The organism is Massilia mucilaginosa, from assembly GCF_011682145.1.
Lineage (GTDB): Bacteria > Pseudomonadota > Gammaproteobacteria > Burkholderiales > Burkholderiaceae_D > Telluria_A > Telluria_A mucilaginosa.
In genome coordinates this window covers 1-17,114 of record NZ_WHJH01000030.1, presented here as the reverse complement: position 1 = coordinate 17,114, position 17,114 = coordinate 1, and the positions used below count along the sequence as shown (strand labels likewise).

Here is a 17,114-nt window from a genome sequence, read left to right as displayed (position 1 = left end):
TGTACTCGCATTTTTAGTTGGATGGTATGGCGTCAGTGCGCCGCTGTACTGGTTCGCCCGGCACCATGTGGCTGGCGGCCAGCTCGTGCCGCAGCGCGTCGAGCATGGCCGGCAAGGCGGCGACCAGCGCCACGGCTTGTTCGATCCCGGCCACCTGTTCGAGCGCCTGGCAGGTATCGGCCAGGCGCATGGCACCGACCGCGCGCGCCGACGACTTGAGGCGGTGCCCGAGGGTTTTCAGCTGGCCCAGCGCGCCGGCCTTGAGGGCCGCTTCGAGTTCGCCCGCGGTGCTGACCGCGTTGTCGAGGAAGATGCGCAGCAGGCGGCTCATGGTGTCGGGGTCGTTGTCGACCAGCGCGGCGAGCACGCTGAGCGACATGGTCTCGCCCGATTCGGCCGGCGTGGGCGCGCCGGCGTCCTCGCCCTCGTCCGCCGGCGGCGCCGGGCGCGCGTCGCGCCCGTCGATCCAGTGCGCCACCGTGCGGTAAAACAGGCCGGCTTCGATCGGCTTGACCAGAAAGTCGTCCATGCCGGCGGCCAGGCAGTCGTCGCGGTTGCTGTTGAAGGCATTCGCGGTCATGGCGATGATCGGCAGGTGGTTCAGGCGGGCGTCGGCGCGGATGTGGCGCGCCGCGCTCAGGCCGTCCATCACCGGCATCTGCACGTCCATCAGCACGCAGTCGACATCGCCGCCGGCCAGTGCCACCAGCGCTTCGGCGCCGTTGCCGGCCAGCGCCATGGTGGCGCCGGCGCGTTCGACCAGGATGCGGGTGAGCTCCTGGTTCAGGGGATTGTCCTCGGCCAGCAGCAGGCGCTTGCCGGCCAGGCGCGCCATGGTGCGCTCGACCGGTTCGTAGCGGCCGGCCTGATCGCTGTTGCGCGACAGTTCCGGCAGCATGGCCGGCGCCGGCGCGGCCAGGCGCACCTCGAACCAGAACAGGCTGCCCACGCCGCGCGCGCTGGTCACGCCGACGGTACCGTCCATCATGTCGGCCAGCTGGCGGCAGATGGCCAGCCCCAGGCCGGTGCCGCCGTATTTGCGGGTGGTGGAACTGTCGGCCTGGTGGAAGGGCTGGAACAGATTCTGCTGCTCTTCGGACGACAGGCCGATGCCGCTGTCGCGCACTTCGACCCGCACCCGCATGCGTTCGCGTTCGGTGCCCATCAGGCAGGCGTCGATGGACACTTCGCCGCGCTCGGTGAACTTGATGGCGTTGCCGATGTAATTACCGAGGATCTGGGCGATGCGCAGCGCGTCGCCCACGGCGCGTTCGGGCACCTTGTCTTCGATCCGCACGGTGAGGAGCAGTCCCTTCTCGCGCGCCATCGCCCCGAAGCCGGCGGCCACCTCGGCGATCACGCTCTTCATGTTCAGCGGCAGCTGCTCGATCTGCAGCTTGCCCGCTTCCATCTTGCAGAAGTCGAGGATCTCGCTGACGATGGAGAGCACGTGCTGGCCCGACTGGCCGATCTTGTCGAGGTAATTGCGCTGGCGCGCATCGGGCGCGCCTTCCAGCGCCAGCGCCGCCATGCCGAGGATGCAGTTGAGCGGCGTGCGGATTTCGTGGCTCATGTTGGCCAGGAAGTCGTTCTTGGCCTGCACCGCCGCTTCGGCGTGGGCCAGCGCGTCGGCCAGCAGGCTGGTACGCTCCCGGACCCGCTGTTCGAGCGTGACGGTGGCCTGCTCGGCGGCGCGCTTGGCCTGCAGCAGTTCGCGCTCGTAGCGACGCCGTTCGCTGGCGTTGGAAACCGACATCTGGATCATCACGGGACGGTCGTCGCTGTCGCGCTTGAGCACCGAGTTGACCAGCACCGGAATCAGGGCGCCGTCCTTGCCGCGCAGGTTGATCGCGATGTCGTTCACGAACCCCTGCATCATCAGCAGCGGCGCGTGGTGGGTGTCGAAGAAGATGCGGGCGCCGGCGCCGATCAGGTCCTGGAAGCGGATCCGGCCGACCAGGTCGTCGCGCGCGTAGCCGGTCCAGTCGAGCATGGTCTGGTTGAGCGTGCCGATCCAGCCATCGACCGACAGGCACACGAAGCCGACCGGCGCCTGCTGGTACTGGTCGGCGGCGCCCTGCTCCATCAGGGCCAGCAGGGCGGGTGCGATCGCGCAGTCGGACTGGCTCATGGACGCGTCCTCAGCGCAGGTAGTCACGGATCGCCACCACGCTGTCGTGTGGCGCGCTCAGCGTCGGTTCGACGCAACGCCACATGCCCTGGCCGCAGCCGGCGCCATGGGCGAACGGCATGGCTTGCCGCCCCGCCACATCAACACGAACATTGTTTTTCCTCAATACAGACATCGTGCCCCCGATTCATACTGCGTGTAACTACGCCTTGGGTTCAAGTATTGCTGCTGGGTAAAAAACTAGCTATCGTGGATTTGTGTGATCGTCTGTCGGGGCTTTGTCCGGGGCCGCTGTAGTGGATCCACTACAGGGCGTCAGTGGCTTATCAGCCCAGCAAGCCGTGGTCCAGGCCGTAACGTGTCAGTTCGGCATTGCTCTTCATGTCCATCTTGTCGAGGATGCGCGCGCGGTAGGTGGTGACCGTGCTCGGGCTCAGGTGCAGGGCGGCGGCGATGCCGACCAGGCTTTCGCCCGAGGCGATCATGCGGAAGATTTCCAGCTCGCGGTCGGTGAGCGCGTCATGCGGCACGCCGCCGGGGCCGCCGCCGAGCATGCCCGCCAGCTTTTGCAGCAGCGACGGCGTCACATACTTGCCGCCGGCGGCCGCCTTGCGCACCGCCTCGACCAGGCTGTCGGCGCTGCAGGTCTTGGTCAGGTAGCCGGCCGCGCCCAGCTTGAGGGCGCGCAGCGCGTAGATATCCTCTCCATACATGCTCACGACCAGCACCGCGAGGCCCGGATGCAGCTCGCGCAACTGCTTGAGCAGTTCCAGGCCATTCTTGTCGGGCAAGTTGATGTCGAGCAGGGCCACGTCGAAGCTGTCGCTACGCAGCAGATTGAGCGCGGCGGCGGCGCTGTCGGCTTCGCCGCTCACCTGCAACTCGGCGGCGCCGGCGAGCATCAGGCGCAGGCCGTAGCGCGCCACCATGTGGTCGTCGATGAGGAGGATGCGGACCGGCCGGCTCATGGGCTGCGGCGCGGGATGGCGCAGTGGGCGCGGCGGCTGCGGGCGCAAGGTCGCGCGCCGGGCGTGCGGCGTGGCGAAGCGCGATCGTGCGTGATGAATGGGTAAGTAATGTTTTCTCCAGCGCAATGCGCGGTGATGAACCAGTACTTACATTTCTTTGCGATGAAAGCTGAAAGAAATGCAATCAAAACCCCTTGGGCAATTCTACGTTCATTCCGTCCATACACACGAAAAAAAGCACCGGTGTTCACCCCGGTGCTGTTTCGTTTGAACCGCGTTTGCGCCGCGCTGGCGCCGTATGTTATAGCGCGCTTATAGCGCGCTGACGTCGAGTTCGGCGCCGGTGGCGGCCAGCACTTGCTCCTTGCTCACGCCGGGAGCAAGTTCCACCAGTGCCAGGCCGGCCGCGGTGACCTCGATCACGCCCAGGTCGGTGATGATCAGGTCGACCACGCCCACGCCGGTCAGCGGCAGGTCGCATGCCGGCAGGATTTTATGCGAGGTCGCGCCATCCTTGGCCGTGGCGACGTGTTCCATCACCACCACCACGCGCTTGACGCCGGCCACCAGGTCCATCGCGCCGCCCATGCCCTTGACCATTTTGCCCGGAATCATCCAGTTGGCCAGGTCGCCCTTGGCCGACACTTGCATCGCGCCCAGGATCGCCAGGTTGATCTTGCCGCCGCGAATCATGCCGAAGGAATCGGCCGAGCTGAAGTAGGCGGCGCCGGGCAAGGCCGTCACGGTCTGCTTGCCGGCGTTGATCAGGTCGGCGTCGACTTCATCGTCGGTCGGAAACGGGCCGATGCCGAGCAAACCGTTTTCGGACTGCAGGAACACTTCCATGTCGGCCGGCACGTAGTTCGCCACCAGAGTCGGCAAACCGATGCCCAGGTTCACATAAAAACCATCCTGCAATTCTTTCGCCGCGCGCGCGGCCATTTCATCACGAGTCCATGCCATCTTCTTCTCCTGTGGTCTTAGTTGGTGCGCACGGTGCGCTGTTCGATGCGCTTTTCCGGCGTGGCGTTGACCACGATGCGGTGCACGAAAATGCTCGGCGTATGCACCTGGTCGGGATCGATCTCGCCCACTTCCACCAGTTTTTCGACTTCGACGATGGTGATCTTGCCGGCTTGCGCCACGTTCGGGTTGAAGTTGCGCGCCGTCTTGCGGTACACCAGGTTGCCGGCGCGGTCGGCCATGTAGGCCTTGACCAGCGACACGTCCGCTACCAGGCTGCGCTCCATCACGTATTGTTCCCCGTCAAACTCGCGCACTTCTTTGCCCTCGGCGACGATGGTGCCGACCCCGGTCCTGGTGAAAAACGCGGGAATGCCCGAGCCGCCGGCGCGCAGCTTCTCGGCCAGGGTGCCTTGCGGGGTGAATTCGAGTTCGAGTTCGCCGGCCAGGTACTGGCGCGCGAATTCCTTGTTCTCGCCCACGTAAGACGAAATCATTTTCTTGATCTGGCGCGTGGTGAGCAGCTGGCCGAGGCCGAAGTCGTCCACGCCGGCATTATTCGAGATCACGGTGAGCTGCTTGACGGCGCTGTTGCGCAAGGCCAGGATCAGCGCTTCCGGTATGCCGCACAGGCCGAAGCCGCCGACTGCGATGGTCTGGCCATCGCTCACGATGCCGGCCAACGCCGATGCCGCGTCAGGATAAACTTTGTTCATTCCCTGTCCCTTTTTATAGTTAAGCTAAAATCTTCCATACTCCACTGCATAGTGGATTCTCAGCATAAAATACGCGGATCAAAAGCACAATACCGTAGAACTACGGGCTGCTTTCCGCCATGTTGACCGCCGCCGAATCCCTGAACACCGCCAATGACCGCATCATACGCCATCGATTACGAAACCATTTTTCGCCACGCGCCGGTGGGCATGTGCATTTCGATCGACCGCGTCATCCAGTCCAGCAACGATGCGCTGACCTCGATGTTCGGCTACCCGCACGGCGCGCTCGATGGCGAATCGTTCCAGGTGCTGTATCCGACCATGGATGAATTCCTGCGCACGGGCGACCGCATCATCCCGGTGATGAACGCGCGCGGCGTGTATTCGGACGAGCGCATCATGCGCCGCGCCGGCGGCGAACTGTTCTGGTGCCACGTGAGCGGGCGCGCCCTGGATGCGCGCGAGCCGCTCGGCGCCGGGGTCTGGACGTTCGAAGATGTCAGCGAAAAGCGCCCGGTCACGGCCGAACTGACCCCGCGCGAACGCGAAATCGCCGCGCTGCTGGTCGAGGGCAAGACCAGCAAGGTGATCGCGCGCGAAACCGACCTCAGCCCCCGCACCGTGGAAATGCATCGCGCCAAGCTGATGCGCAAATTCTCCGCATCCACCTCCTCCGAGCTGGTGCATAAACTGGTGGGCGTGAGCCGCTGACACTTTTGTTGCCGGCAGGATTTCTGTTAATATATTTCCGGCAATATTTTCTTGCCAATATTTTCAGCTTATCTTATCCGCTCACAATCAGGAATGACCGCATGACTTCTCCCCAGGCAGAATGGCAAAAACACGTGCTCGGCTACGCCGGCGCGATCAACGACTATGTGCGCATCGGCCTGGCCGACGGCTGGGACAAGGCCGGCGAGGAGCCGTCCATGCCGCCGATGGCGCATCTATTGCCGCACTGGCTGGAAGCGCTGCGCGAAGTCAACCAGCCCGGCAAGGACCAGGCCGCGCACGACGCCTTCCGCAAGGCCTGGCCGCCGGCGCACGCGCCGCTGGTCGAGCTGCTCGACGCGCAAGGCATCAAGAGTTCGGAACTGCTTTTGCTGGACGACGGCAGCATGCTGCTGCGCGCCGGCGCCCCGTACCAGGATGGACCGGTGCTGCATTTGCAGGGCGCCACCTGCACCGATGTCGACGGCATCGACTTCATCGGGCGCTGCCCGGGCCGGCGCTATTTTGCCACCTGCAATGACGAAGGCGTGACCGTCACCGACGGCTGGCTCGGCCCGAAGGTGATCGAACTGGCGTGGCCAACCGGGCACGAAGACCTGCCTGAGGGATTGGCGGGCGAGGACCTGGAAGAGCGCCCGCGCCCGACCCGCCTGATCCCCTTCCCCGACGGCCAGCGCGTGCTGCTGGTGAGCGCAGTCGGCATCTACGTGCTGGCGGCCGGGGGCGCGCGGCGCCTGTGGCCGAGCGCCGAGTCGCTGGAAGAAGATGGCTTGCCGGTGCGGCTCGACATGGAGCACGGCGCCATTTCGCCGGACGGCAAGTGGATCGCGGTGGGCGGACAGGACGGCGCGCACCAGGTCTTCGATGCTGAACTGAACATGGTATCGAGCATCGGCCCGGTGGGCGAGTATCCGCACTACGCCGCGTTCAGCGGCGACAGCCAGATGGCGATCTTCAACGCCTGCCATTTTTATGAAGGCGCCACCCTGGCCGTGAACGTGAAGGATTTCCCCGGCCTGGACACCGATTTCTACGACGACGACCCGCGCACCCCGACCGTGCAGGAAGGCGCGCGCGTGTACGCGGCGGTGCACCGCCAGGGCGAGTTCATCGTGGGCGACGCGCAGGGATATTTGCGCGCCTTCGGCCCGGACGGCAGGAAGCACTGGCAGCACTTCGTCGGCTCGAGCGTCATGGCGATGGATATCTCGGCCGATGGCAACACCCTGGTGGTGTCGACCTGCGCCGGGTTCATCTCGACCATCCGGCTCGACGCCGGCAAGGCCGCGCCGTGGCAGATCGGCACCGGCGGCCACCGCGAGCTGCAACGCTGGCTGTTCTGGGCCAGTTTCGGGCGGCCGCTGCTCTGGTAGACGGACCGCTGCGGCCGGTTTGGCCGCCTGCTCCGAAGCGGTGCTGCACGCCCGTGATCGCCCTGCGCCGGGTATCGGCAAAGCCGGCGTCATCGCGCGACAGGCCGGCCAGGCGCGCATTCTCCCCCGGTGTCAGGTCTGACAATGTCAGACCTGACACCGGGGGGGAGACACCGGCTGGGAGGGGAGGTTTGCTGCGCCGGGGTTGACGAACTTTTACATTATTGCGCGGTCATACCATCATCGGCGGTGATGATGGCGCCGTTGATGAAGTGGCTTTCCTCGGCGGCGAGCAGCAGCAGCAGGCCATCGAGGTCTTCCGGCTTGCCAGGACGCTTGCGCGGCAGCATGTCGATCAGTTTCTGGCCTTGTTCAGTCGCAAAGTATTCTTCGTTGATTTCGGTCGAGATGTAGCCGGGGCAGATGGCGTTGGTATTGATGCCGTATTTGCCCCACTCGACCGCCATCGCCTTGGTCATCTGTACCACGCCGGCTTTGCTCATGCAGTACACGCCGATTTGCGGCAACACGCGCAGGCCGGCCACGGAGGCAATGTTGATGATGCGGTGCTGTTTTTTCGGGTCGCCCTTGGCGCGCTGGATCATGCGCTTGGCGGCTTGTTGCGCGACAAAAAATGCGCCGCGCAGATTGGTGTCCATGACGTAGGAGTAGTCTTCCGGCGTGACGTCGACCAGGCGCTGGGTGGTCGATACACCCGAGTTGTTGACCAAAATATCGATCGGGCCGGCTTCGGTTTCGGCGTGCGCAATGGCCGACTTGATGCTTGCCAGGTCGGTCACGTCGAGCGTGACCACGTGCGCGGCACCGCCGTCGGCTTCGATCTCGGCGCGCAGCTCCTTCAGACGGTCGGTGCGGCGCGAGGCCAGCACGACCTGGGCCCCGGCACCGGCCAGGGCCTTGGCGAAACGCGCGCCCAGCCCGCTCGAGGCGCCGGTAATGAGTGCGATTTTTCCTTCGAAATTTACTTCAATACCCACGATCGGCTCCTGTGCGGTGGTCTTGCGAAAGCATAATGATGTCACAAATTGCCAGTATTAGATGGCAGCGTCTAATATTGTCCGTAAAATGGCGCAAAGTTTGCAATCCTCGACAAAAAGCCGCACACTCGTGCTTAAATTTTTCTATCCCATGAAGAGACCATGACAGAGCCTATTAATATCCTCGAACAATACGGTCCGCGCGAAGCAATGGAGTACGACGTTGTCGTCGTCGGCGGCGGTCCCGCCGGCCTGGCCGCCGCCATCCGCCTGAAACAAATGGCGGCCGACAAGGGCCAGGAAGTATCCGTGTGCGTACTGGAAAAAGGCGGCGAAATCGGCGCCCATATCCTGTCCGGCGCCGTGATGGACCCGCGCGCTTTGACTGAACTCATTCCAAATTGGAAAGAACTCGGTGCGCCGCTGAATACCGCCGTCACGGAAGACCGCATCCTGTTCCTGACAGAAAGCAAGGCGTATCAGACGCCGGGCTTCATGGTGCCTGCCTGCTTCGAAAACCACGGCAATTACGTGATTTCGCTGGGCAATGTGGTGCGCTGGATGGGCCAGCAGGCCGAAGCGCTGGGCGTGGAAATCTTCCCGGGCTTCCCTGCCGCCGAGATCCTGTACAACGAGGACGGCTCGGTCAAGGGCGTGGCAACCGGCAATATGGGCGTCGACCGCCACGGCAAGCCGACGCCAGCCTTTCAGCTCGGCATGGAACTCCATGCCAAGTACACCTTGTTCGCCGAAGGTTCGCGCGGTCACCTCGGCAAGCAGCTCATGGTCAAGTACGACTTGAACAAGGGCAAGGATCCGCAGTCGTACAGCATTGGCATCAAGGAATTGTGGGAAATCGATCCGGCCAAGCACAAGCCGGGCCTGGTGATCCACACCACCGGCTGGCCGCTCAAGTCGGATACCTATGGCGGTTCTTTCCTGTATCACATGGAAAACAACCAGGTCATGGTCGGCTATGTGATCGGGCTGTCGTACGAGAATCCGTACCTGTCGCCGTACGAAGAATTCCAGCGCTACAAGACGCACCCGGAAATCCGCACCTTCTTCGAAGGCGGCAAGCGCATTTCGTACGGCGCGCGCGCGATCACCGCCGGCGGCCTGCAAGCCTTGCCGAAGCTGGTGTTCCCGGGCGGCGCGCTGATCGGTTGCGAGGCGGGCTTCCTGAACATGAGCCGCATCAAGGGCAGCCACGCGGCGATCAAGACCGGCATGCTGGCGGCCGAGTCGGCCTTCGCGGCGCTGGGCGAGCAGCGCCAGCACGATGAATTGTCGACCTTCCCGACCGCCTTCGAGCAATCCTGGCTGCACGAGGAATTGCACGTGGCGCGCAATGTGAAGCCGTGGCTGTCGAAAGGCCTGTACCTCGGCTCGATCATGACCGGCATCGACCAGTTGATCTTGCGCGGCAAGGCGCCGTGGACCTTGCACCGCGATTATGGCGACCATGAGTGCCTGAAACCGGCGGCCAATTATGCGCCGATCGCGTATCCGAAGCCGGATGGCAAGCTGACCTTCGACCGCCTGTCGTCGGTGTTTATCTCGAACACCAACCATGCGGAAGACCAGCCGATTCACCTGACGCTCAAGAACGACAGCATTCCGGTGTCGGTCAATCTGGCGCAGTATGCCGGCCCGGAGTCGCGTTATTGCCCGGCGGGCGTGTATGAGTATGTGAAGACCGACGACGGCAAGGACCGCCTGCAGATCAATGCGCAGAACTGCGTGCATTGCAAAACCTGCGACATCAAGGATCCGACCCAGAATATCGTCTGGGTCACGCCGGAAGGCGGCGGCGGCCCGAACTATCCGGGGATGTAAGCCTGCCCGCCACCGGTTCCGCACGCAGGCGGCGGAACCGGTGGCGGTGTGTCAATGCGGCAAGCGCGGCACGCCCGCTGCCGCCATCGCTTCGAACTCCTGCGCCGGCATCGGCCTGGCAAACACATAGCCCTGCGCGTAATCGCAGCCGGCGTCGACCAGCAGCGCGCGCTGCACCTTGGTTTCCACCCCTTCCGCCACGACTTTGAGCCCCAGCTTGTGCGCCATGACGATGATCGCTTCGCACAGCGCCAGGTCGCCAACGTCGTTTTCGAGGGTGGCCACGAACGACTGGTCGATCTTCACGTAATCGAGATCGAAACGCTTCAGGTGCGACAGCGAGGAATACCCGGTGCCGAAGTCGTCCAGCGCCACCTGCAGCCCCATGGCCCGGAACTGGCGCAGGCGCTCGATGACCTGGGTCGCCCCTTCGAACAGCACCCCTTCGGTAATCTCGATGACGATGCTGTGCGCCGGCAAACCGAGCTCGTTCAGATAATCGAGCCAGCTCAGGTACAGGTCGGCGTCGCGCCGGAATTGCACCGGCGACTTGTTGACGCTGATCTGGAACGACGGGTCGATGCTGTGCTGCCAGCGCTGCACCTGCTGCGCCACTTCGCGGAACACCCAGTCGCCGATCTCGACGATCAGCCCGTTCGACTCGGCAAACGGGATGAACTCGGCCGGCCCCAGCAATCCGCGCGTCGGATGGCGCCAGCGCAGCAGCGCTTCGGCCTTGTGCACGGCCCCGCTCTGGAGCGACACGATCGGCTGGTACACGATCTCGAACTGGCGCAGCGCAATGGCCGCGCGCAAGTCGTCGGCAATGCTCTGGCGCGCCTGCGCCGCCTGTCGCAGATCCGGGGTGAAATAGCTGAACTGGTGGCCGCCGGCATTCTTGGCGGCGAGCATGGCGCGGTCGGCGCGCGCGACCAGCTGGCCGGTGTCGCGCGCGTCCGGCGGATACAGGGCAATCCCGATGCTGGCCGACAGGAAGGCCTTGTCGCCGCCCGCCTCGAACGGCAGGGCCAGCGCGGCCACCATGGCGTGGGCGATGCGCTCGACGCTGCCGATATGGTCGAGGCCGGACAAAATCACCGCAAACGCGTCGCCGCCGAAGCGCGCCAGGGTATCGCTCGAGCGCACGCAGCTGGCGATGCGGCGGCTCGCTTCGACCAGCACCAGGTCGCCGCGCGCATGGCCGAGGCGCTCGTTGATTTGCCTGAAGCGGTCGAGGTCGATGAACAGCAGCGCCAGGAAGGCGGCGCCGCGATCGGCCTTGCGCGTTTCGTGCGCGAGCCGGTCCATGAACATGTGGCGGTTGGGCAGCGCGGTGAGGGTGTCGTAGTTGGCTTGATGCCAGATCAGCTCGGTTGACTGCTTGCGCTCGGTGATGTCGGTGACCAGCGCCAGCACGCCCAGGCAGGCGCCGTCGGCGTCGAGGATGGGGCTGGTCGACACGGTGGTCCAGACTTCCCTGCCATCCTTGCCGATGAAGCGGTATTCCCAGGGCACCGGCACGCCCTCGGCGCGTTCGGCGATGCATTGCTCGAGCATGGCCATGCCCGCGCCGTCCATGAACGAGAGCAAGGGCCGCGCCAGCATTTCTTCGATGCTGTAGCCGAGGATCTGCGCCATGCGCGGGTTGACGAAGGTGGTGCTGGCGCTGGCGTCGATCTCCCAGATGCCTTCGCCGGCACTGTGGACGATGCGGCGGAAGCGTTCTTCGCTGCGTTCGAGCGCGGCCTGTTTGCCTTCGGCGCGCTCGACGATGAGGCGGCAGGCCTGGCCGCTGCCGTCGGCGCTGCCGTGCAGGGTGACGTCAAGCCCGCCATCGTCCGGCATGCGCAGCCGCATGCGGCAGGTTTCGCCCTTGCCGCTGTTGAGGGAGCGGGCGAAAAAGCCGTCGAAATCGGTCAGGAAGGCGGGTGCCACGAACGTGCGGAAATGGTGCAGGCCGGGATTGGCGCGCGCCACCCCGAGCATGGTGGCGCCGGCCAGGTTCACCTGCAGCACGGTCGTGTCGAAGGCGAGCAGGAAGTAGCCGACCGGAGCCAGCAGGTACAGGTCGCCCGAGCGCGCCAGGTCTTGCTCGTGGCGCAGGCGCTCGACAGTCACGCCGCTGTTGATATCGAGGACCGGCGCCAGCGCCTCGCCGCGCAGCGCGATCACAGCATCGGCGGGAACAGGCGCAGGCTGGCCGGCATGGACGCCGAAAGCGCTGCCGGGCAAGGCGCGCTCGGCGCGGCGGGCGCGCGCTTGCGGGGAGTTGCCCTGTGCCGCCGGATCGTGATCGTTGTCCATCTCACCTCGCACCCATTGCACACGCCAGCGGACAGCTGCCACGCAGCGGCACGCAAGCAGCGCACAGCGGGAGGTGGAAGCACTGTCGACAAGACTAGCATGGGCTTGGGCGGCATGTCGAGCGCCACCCGCGATCGCGCCGCATATTCGCGCGGCGCGGCGATCAGCGGTGTGCGCGGTTCAGGCGCCGTTCCAGATAGCGCTGCAGCGCTTCGAACAGCAGGCTCAGGCACCAGTAGATCACGGCCGCGGTCATATACAGCGGCAGGGGATTGGCGCTGCCGGCGACCGCTTCCTTGGTCGCAAGCATGAGCTCGCTAATGGTGACGACCGAGACCAGCGAGGTATCCTTGATCAGGCTGATCAGGGTATTGCTCATCGACGGCACGGCCACGCGCAGGGCTTGCGGCAGCACCACGTAGTACAGGGTCGACCAGTAACCGAGGCCGAGGCTGAAGCTGGCGCGCCACTGGCCCTGGCTCACGCCGAGCACGGCGCCACGGATGCTCTCCGACAGGAACGCACCGGCATTGAGCGAGAGCGCCAGCACGCCCGCCACCACCGGCGGGAAGTCGATGCCGATGCTGGGCAGCCAGTAATAGATCACATACAGCTGCACCAGCAGCGGCGTGCCGCGCATGGCGCTGACGTACAGTTCGGCCGGGGCGCGTGCCAGCCTCCAGCGCGACAGGCGCATCAGGGCCGTGGGAAAGCCCAGCAGCAGGCCGCCGACCATCGAGGCCAGCGCAAAGAGTACCGTGTAGCCGGTACCCTTGAGCATCGACGGCGCGGCATCGCGCAGCAGTTCGGCCAGCCCGGCCCAATCCATCGGCAGCGCCCCGGATCAGGGCTGCGCGGCCGGGCGGCTGACGTCGCTGCCGAACCACTTGACCGAGATCTTTTTCAGGCTGCCGTCGGCCTGGGCCTCGGCCAGCGCCTTGTTCAAGGCGGCCTTGAGCTGCGGGTTGCCTTTGCGGAGGGCAATGCCCATGCGCTCGACATTGCCGACGCGCGCGCCGGCCTGGATCGGCAGCTTGGAATGATTCAACAGGTAAGCGACCATCAGGCTGTCGTTGAGGGCGGCGTCGATGCGGCCGAACGCCAGGTCCTGCAGCGCTTCCGGTGCGGCGGGGTAGCTGCGCACCTCGATGCCGGGCACGGCCTTGGCCTGCTGCTCGTAGACGCTGCCCTGCCCCACGCCCAGTTTTTTGCCCTTGAGTTCGGCCAGGCCGGCGTAGCGCGCCGTTTCATTCTTGCGCACGATCAGTTGCGGGTTGGAATAGGTGTACGGCTCGGAAAAGTCGAAGGTTTGCTCGCGCTTGGGATTGATGCCGACCTGGCTGATCACCACATCGAACTTGCCGGCGGCCAGGCCGGCCAGGATCGCGCTCCACTCGGTAGTGACGAACTCGGGCTTGAGGCCCATGCGCGCCGCCAGCAAGGTGGCCACGTCGACATCGTAGCCGGCCAGCTGGTTGGCTTTCAAGTCCTTGAAATTGAAGGGCGGATAGGTGCCTTCCATGGCGATTTTCAAGGTCCCGCGCGTCTTGACGGTGGCGAGCAGGTCGGCCGCGCCGGCCGGCATGGCCAGGGCGGCGCCGATCAGTCCGAGGGTCAGGGTCAGTGCGAGGCGGCGACGGGAGAAGATGGGCATGGAGGCGGCAACGTTATGGAAAAGAAATGCAGTTTAGCGCGAATAGCTGGCCTTACGGTGGCGTCCGCCAAAATTGTGTCCGACCACCAGGGTGGTGCTGGCAACCAGGGTCGACAGGCCGATGATGAGCTGGACCAGTTTGTCGTCCGGCAGGATCCACAGCTGGCCCTGCGGCGCGTCGACGCCGGTGGCGGCCATGATCAGCGGCGCGATCCATGCGGCATCGTCGTCGACATCGAGGATGACGGCGTCGGCGCTGGTCTGCATGTAGATATTGCCGCCCACGGCCAGGGTGAAGCAAACGCCGTAGCCGGTTTCGTGCGGGGCGATGTGTTCGGTCAGGCTCTGGTTGTGCTCGTCGATCCAGAGCTCCACGTCTTGCGGGGTTTCCAGGGCGGTCCAGGGACGGGGGCGAAAGCGCGGCGCCGGCGCTGGCGCGGGTGTTTCTGAGTTCATTGCGTCCTGAGAGTTAAGCGATAACGGCGCGTATCGTACGGCATTTTCAGCCGCGCGTACATGGAACCAACGCGCGCGTGGGTGGTCATAGTAGCGTTAACAGGAGGGATGATGAAGCACACCGAGAAATACGGTCCTGCCAGCAGGGCCTATGTGTCCGAATTCGATCAATTCATGCACGACTTTCTGGCGCGCCATCCGGAAGTGGAAGAGGACCGCCGGCGTGGCTGGGATATCTGGTGGGATCACCGCGTCGATCTCGATGAGCTCGACCAGCAGCGCGAGAACGCGGTGTCGGTCAAGCCGTATGTGTACGATTGAATCATTTCATTAGTAGAAGTAAATTCTAATTGCTTTATAGAATTTTCGAGCTATGATGAAAGTGCGCGGTTCGCTTATCCGGTAAAGCCCAGTCAGGAGCGTTTCAAACCGAATGACTGATAACCAGGTTCGATTCCTGGACCACGCACTACATTAAACGCCTCCAGACTTCTCCAGACCGAATGAAATCAACAGGTTAGCGAATTCATGCTGTCTGGAAAAGCGCTGAAAGGTCGGCACTTTCGCCAAATTTCCGCCAAAGTTTTCCATCTGTTTGGCGCCATTGAGCGCGCACAAAGTTAATCAGGTGGGGTTGTGTAAAGTCTCGGCAGGAGGATACGCCGATGACCGACCGACGCCAGGACCACAAGACCACAAGACCGCCGACCTGATCAGGGAGGCGCTGCGCATGAAGCGAGCATTTGACGCGCGCGCCGCGCTATTGCACCCGCAGCATGTGCCTGAGGACCTGGTATTTTTTCCCGCTCTTGATCAGGACGGATGGCTCACAATATGGCAACTTACTTCCCATTCGCCTTGTGCAGCTTGTTCGAAAACCCTGAAAGGAGTCTTGTACTCAATTGAAAATACATGACCATTTACACACCAAACTCGAGCTCGCAACTTCGCCTTGGCTTGTTTTGCCGTCAGATCGACCACAGCCACTTTAAATTCATCAGTCCGGGTAAAGCATAGCTCTTGAGGAAAAGCGGATTTTCCGTTCCGCATCACCCACCAGTTTACATGCCGGCCATCAGGACTTCGATAAATCTTATGAACCGCTTTGAGCTGCCTCCCCCAAAGTTCGGCATCTTTAGGGGACAGCTGTCCTTGCACCGCATCGAAAATTGCGGTCTCCAACCGTGAAAAGGCTACTTGGGTCCAGAATAGTTTTTTCACCAATCCGATTAGCGAGGACATTCGCACCCCGCCAATTCCGCTCCAGCTGCGCCTGCCGCAGCGCCCGCCGCCGCACCTTTGTATACGTTCGGAAAACGAGTCCATTGTGCCATGACTGGTCCCATAGGCGAATTAGCATCCTTCCATGCTCGCGGCATGAAATTGTATCGAAATTTATCAGATCGTGCGTGTGTTACGATTGAAACGTAATTTCCGTTAAAAATTGTTCTTGGGCCGCCCATACGAGCAGCTATCCAGTGCGAAAACTCCTTGCCGACGCCCGCAGTTCCGGCCGCTTTAACGCCGCCAGCGAGGCCAGTCGACGCGCTAACGGCCATTCCAGCCCATTCACCATTACTATATGCAGGGGAACACATATTGATCGCTCCGCTGACATCAAAAAGATCACGCAAGTGCTGCCCCTGTCCAAAAAGAATGGCATCCCCCATCCCGGCCGAGAAATCTACGGCACCCTGAGGAAGTGATGGCCATTCAAAAAGTCCAAAAGGATCGTTGTACAACAACGGATTTCCGCTCACGTACCCATAGGTGTTGATGCCACCATCAAGCCCGATCGGATCACTCTGCACATACCTTCCGATCTGCGGATCGTAGTCGCGATAATAGTTGTAATGGAGATTCGTCTCTCGATCATAATATTGTCCGGGAAAACGCAGGTTGTAGGCGAAGTTTTCTACGCGGTTCGGGTTTTCGTCGGGCTGGTCCTCGCCGAACGGATTTGCACCATCCCAGCGCCACACCATCTTGTTGTCGCTGGCGCGCGTGATGACCCGGGCTGTCGCCAGATGGTCGGCATAGAGGTAGTATGCATTTTCTTCTGCACCGCCGGCACGCGGTTTGATCACGGCGACCGGCATCCCCTCCAGGTAGATGGTTTCCTGTATCGGCGTCCCGGCGCTGTTGTACTCGCCCACCATCTGTCCGGCCTCGTTGTAGACGAAGTAAGTTGATGCGCTGGCTGCATCCGACTTGATAGCCCGCTGGCCGAGTCCGTTGTAGCGGTATTGGGCAGCCGCGCCGCCGACACCTGTGGTACTGCTCAGGCGCCCGTTGTTGCCGTAGGCGTAGCGTATCGTTCCGTCGTTGACGAGGTTGCCCGTGGCGTCATACGTATTGCGTTTGGCCGGCACTGGTCCGGACGTGGAAATAAGCCGGTTGCTGCCCGGATCGATCGTGTTGAGGTAGCTGTTGGGACCGGTTTTCAATCTAGTGCGGTTACCACTGGCATCGTATTCGAAACGCTGGCCCCCGATGGCGCTGTCAAAACCGACCAGGCGATCACGTCCATCGTAGTAATAGCGTTGGTCCAGCTTGCCCGGCGTGCCACCCTTGTGTGTGCTGGAAACGATGCGCCCGGCGGCGTCGTAACTGAGCGTGCGTAGCGCACCGCCAGCGGCCGGGTGTCCCAGCGGATAGCTGACCAGCCGGTTCTCAATGTCGAACTGGCGCTCATATTTGTTGGGACTGCCCGCGCTGTGATTACCCCATAACCAGGAGCGCGCAGCGCCGAAGGGCTGGTACGCGATGTCGCTCAGAATCGTCGTGCGCGCAGCATTCGGGCGCGTCAGGCCCAGGGCCGACGGTTTCCCATTGCTGTCGTAGGTGATATCGATGCGATTGCCGCTGGGGTAGGTCATCGAGGTCACGTGGCCCACGGCGCTGCTCGTGCTGCCATAGGTGTAGGCTGTCACAAAGCGCCGGGAAGCCGCTCCGTTCGTTTGCTCCTTCCTCAACA

Annotated in this window: 15 protein-coding genes and 1 tRNA gene; 5 read left to right on the top strand and 11 right to left on the bottom strand. The window is 63.2% G+C overall.

What is annotated here, in order from left to right:
- Positions 1–13: 13 nt before the first annotated feature.
- From F2P45_RS21205 to F2P45_RS21190, 4 genes are all read right to left on the bottom strand, one after another.
- Positions 14–2,131, bottom strand: coding sequence for an ATP-binding protein (locus tag F2P45_RS21205; RefSeq protein ID WP_166879633.1), 2,118 nt, complete (start codon positions 2,129–2,131; stop codon positions 14–16).
- Positions 2,132–2,457: 326 nt separating this feature from the next.
- Positions 2,458–3,099: a response regulator gene (locus tag F2P45_RS21200; protein ID WP_166879629.1), complete on the bottom strand. Its 642-nt coding sequence runs from the start codon at positions 3,097–3,099 to the stop codon at positions 2,458–2,460.
- A 312-nt stretch (positions 3,100–3,411) separates the two neighbouring features.
- Positions 3,412–4,062 (bottom strand): 3-oxoacid CoA-transferase subunit B, encoded by a 651-nt coding sequence (locus F2P45_RS21195; protein ID WP_166879626.1) that lies wholly within the window; start codon positions 4,060–4,062, stop codon positions 3,412–3,414.
- A gap of 17 nt (positions 4,063–4,079) precedes the next feature.
- Positions 4,080–4,778, bottom strand: a complete 699-nt coding sequence (locus tag F2P45_RS21190; RefSeq protein WP_166879624.1) for a CoA transferase subunit A — start codon at positions 4,776–4,778, stop codon at positions 4,080–4,082.
- Positions 4,779–4,931: 153 nt separating this feature from the next.
- On the opposite strand from F2P45_RS21190, the gene F2P45_RS21185 reads away from it, so the two are divergent.
- Together F2P45_RS21185 and F2P45_RS21180 are read left to right on the top strand one after the other, a co-directional pair.
- Positions 4,932–5,492: a PAS and helix-turn-helix domain-containing protein gene (locus F2P45_RS21185; RefSeq protein WP_166879622.1), complete on the top strand. Its 561-nt coding sequence runs from the start codon at positions 4,932–4,934 to the stop codon at positions 5,490–5,492.
- Between the two features lie 101 nt (positions 5,493–5,593).
- Positions 5,594–6,886 (top strand): WD40 repeat domain-containing protein, encoded by a 1,293-nt coding sequence (locus F2P45_RS21180; RefSeq protein WP_166879619.1) that lies wholly within the window; start codon positions 5,594–5,596, stop codon positions 6,884–6,886.
- A gap of 221 nt (positions 6,887–7,107) precedes the next feature.
- On the opposite strand, the gene F2P45_RS21175 is transcribed toward F2P45_RS21180, so the two are convergent.
- A complete protein-coding gene (locus F2P45_RS21175; protein WP_166879616.1) occupies positions 7,108–7,884 on the bottom strand; it encodes an SDR family oxidoreductase in 777 nt (258 codons plus the stop codon).
- Between the two features lie 162 nt (positions 7,885–8,046).
- On the opposite strand from F2P45_RS21175, the gene F2P45_RS21170 reads away from it, so the two are divergent.
- Positions 8,047–9,723, top strand: coding sequence for an electron transfer flavoprotein-ubiquinone oxidoreductase (locus F2P45_RS21170; RefSeq protein WP_187367199.1), 1,677 nt, complete (start codon positions 8,047–8,049; stop codon positions 9,721–9,723).
- A gap of 51 nt (positions 9,724–9,774) precedes the next feature.
- Here F2P45_RS21170 and F2P45_RS21165 read toward each other — a convergent pair whose 3' ends face one another.
- From F2P45_RS21165 to F2P45_RS21150, 4 genes are all read right to left on the bottom strand, one after another.
- The gene (locus F2P45_RS21165) at positions 9,775–12,027 is read right to left on the bottom strand and encodes a putative bifunctional diguanylate cyclase/phosphodiesterase (RefSeq protein WP_166879614.1); all 2,253 of its coding nucleotides are present in this window, start codon (positions 12,025–12,027) and stop codon (positions 9,775–9,777) included.
- A 163-nt stretch (positions 12,028–12,190) separates the two neighbouring features.
- Positions 12,191–12,856 carry an amino acid ABC transporter permease gene (locus tag F2P45_RS21160; protein WP_166879611.1) on the bottom strand — a complete coding sequence of 222 codons (666 nt, stop codon included), beginning with the start codon at positions 12,854–12,856 and terminating at the stop codon, positions 12,191–12,193.
- 15 nt (positions 12,857–12,871) lie between these two features.
- A complete protein-coding gene (locus F2P45_RS21155) occupies positions 12,872–13,681 on the bottom strand; it encodes a transporter substrate-binding domain-containing protein (RefSeq protein ID WP_166879610.1) in 810 nt (269 codons plus the stop codon).
- Between the two features lie 33 nt (positions 13,682–13,714).
- A complete protein-coding gene (locus F2P45_RS21150) occupies positions 13,715–14,137 on the bottom strand; it encodes a hypothetical protein (protein ID WP_166879607.1) in 423 nt (140 codons plus the stop codon).
- Positions 14,138–14,248: 111 nt separating this feature from the next.
- Between F2P45_RS21150 and F2P45_RS21145 the strand changes: the two genes are divergently transcribed.
- Positions 14,249–14,458, top strand: a complete 210-nt coding sequence (locus tag F2P45_RS21145) for a DUF3460 family protein (protein ID WP_229505207.1) — start codon at positions 14,249–14,251, stop codon at positions 14,456–14,458.
- Positions 14,459–14,521: 63 nt separating this feature from the next.
- A tRNA-OTHER gene (locus F2P45_RS21140) sits at positions 14,522–14,606 on the top strand.
- A 344-nt stretch (positions 14,607–14,950) separates the two neighbouring features.
- Here F2P45_RS21140 and F2P45_RS21135 read toward each other — a convergent pair.
- Together F2P45_RS21135 and F2P45_RS21130 are read right to left on the bottom strand one after the other, a co-directional pair.
- Complete coding sequence (locus F2P45_RS21135; RefSeq protein ID WP_166879600.1) at positions 14,951–15,379, bottom strand: hypothetical protein; 429 nt, start codon at positions 15,377–15,379, stop codon at positions 14,951–14,953.
- On the bottom strand, positions 15,367–17,114 hold a 1,748-nt coding region (locus F2P45_RS21130), incomplete at its 5' end, for an RHS repeat-associated core domain-containing protein (protein WP_308613669.1). The genes F2P45_RS21130 and F2P45_RS21135, both read right to left, overlap by 13 nt.

Coding starts and splice junctions, on each gene's coding strand:
- F2P45_RS21205 (WP_166879633.1), bottom strand. CDS start 2,131: ATGAGCCAGTCCGACTGCGCGATCGCACCCGCCCTGCTGGCCCTGATG.
- F2P45_RS21200 (WP_166879629.1), bottom strand. CDS start 3,099: ATGAGCCGGCCGGTCCGCATCCTCCTCATCGACGACCACATGGTGGCG.
- F2P45_RS21195 (WP_166879626.1), bottom strand. CDS start 4,062: ATGGCATGGACTCGTGATGAAATGGCCGCGCGCGCGGCGAAAGAATTG.
- F2P45_RS21190 (WP_166879624.1), bottom strand. CDS start 4,778: ATGAACAAAGTTTATCCTGACGCGGCATCGGCGTTGGCCGGCATCGTG.
- F2P45_RS21185 (WP_166879622.1), top strand. CDS start 4,932: ATGACCGCATCATACGCCATCGATTACGAAACCATTTTTCGCCACGCG.
- F2P45_RS21180 (WP_166879619.1), top strand. CDS start 5,594: ATGACTTCTCCCCAGGCAGAATGGCAAAAACACGTGCTCGGCTACGCC.
- F2P45_RS21170 (WP_187367199.1), top strand. CDS start 8,047: ATGACAGAGCCTATTAATATCCTCGAACAATACGGTCCGCGCGAAGCA.
- F2P45_RS21165 (WP_166879614.1), bottom strand. CDS start 12,027: ATGGACAACGATCACGATCCGGCGGCACAGGGCAACTCCCCGCAAGCG.
- F2P45_RS21160 (WP_166879611.1), bottom strand. CDS start 12,856: ATGGATTGGGCCGGGCTGGCCGAACTGCTGCGCGATGCCGCGCCGTCG.
- F2P45_RS21155 (WP_166879610.1), bottom strand. CDS start 13,681: ATGCCCATCTTCTCCCGTCGCCGCCTCGCACTGACCCTGACCCTCGGA.
- F2P45_RS21150 (WP_166879607.1), bottom strand. CDS start 14,137: ATGAACTCAGAAACACCCGCGCCAGCGCCGGCGCCGCGCTTTCGCCCC.
- F2P45_RS21145 (WP_229505207.1), top strand. CDS start 14,249: ATGAAGCACACCGAGAAATACGGTCCTGCCAGCAGGGCCTATGTGTCC.
- F2P45_RS21135 (WP_166879600.1), bottom strand. CDS start 15,379: ATGTCCTCGCTAATCGGATTGGTGAAAAAACTATTCTGGACCCAAGTA.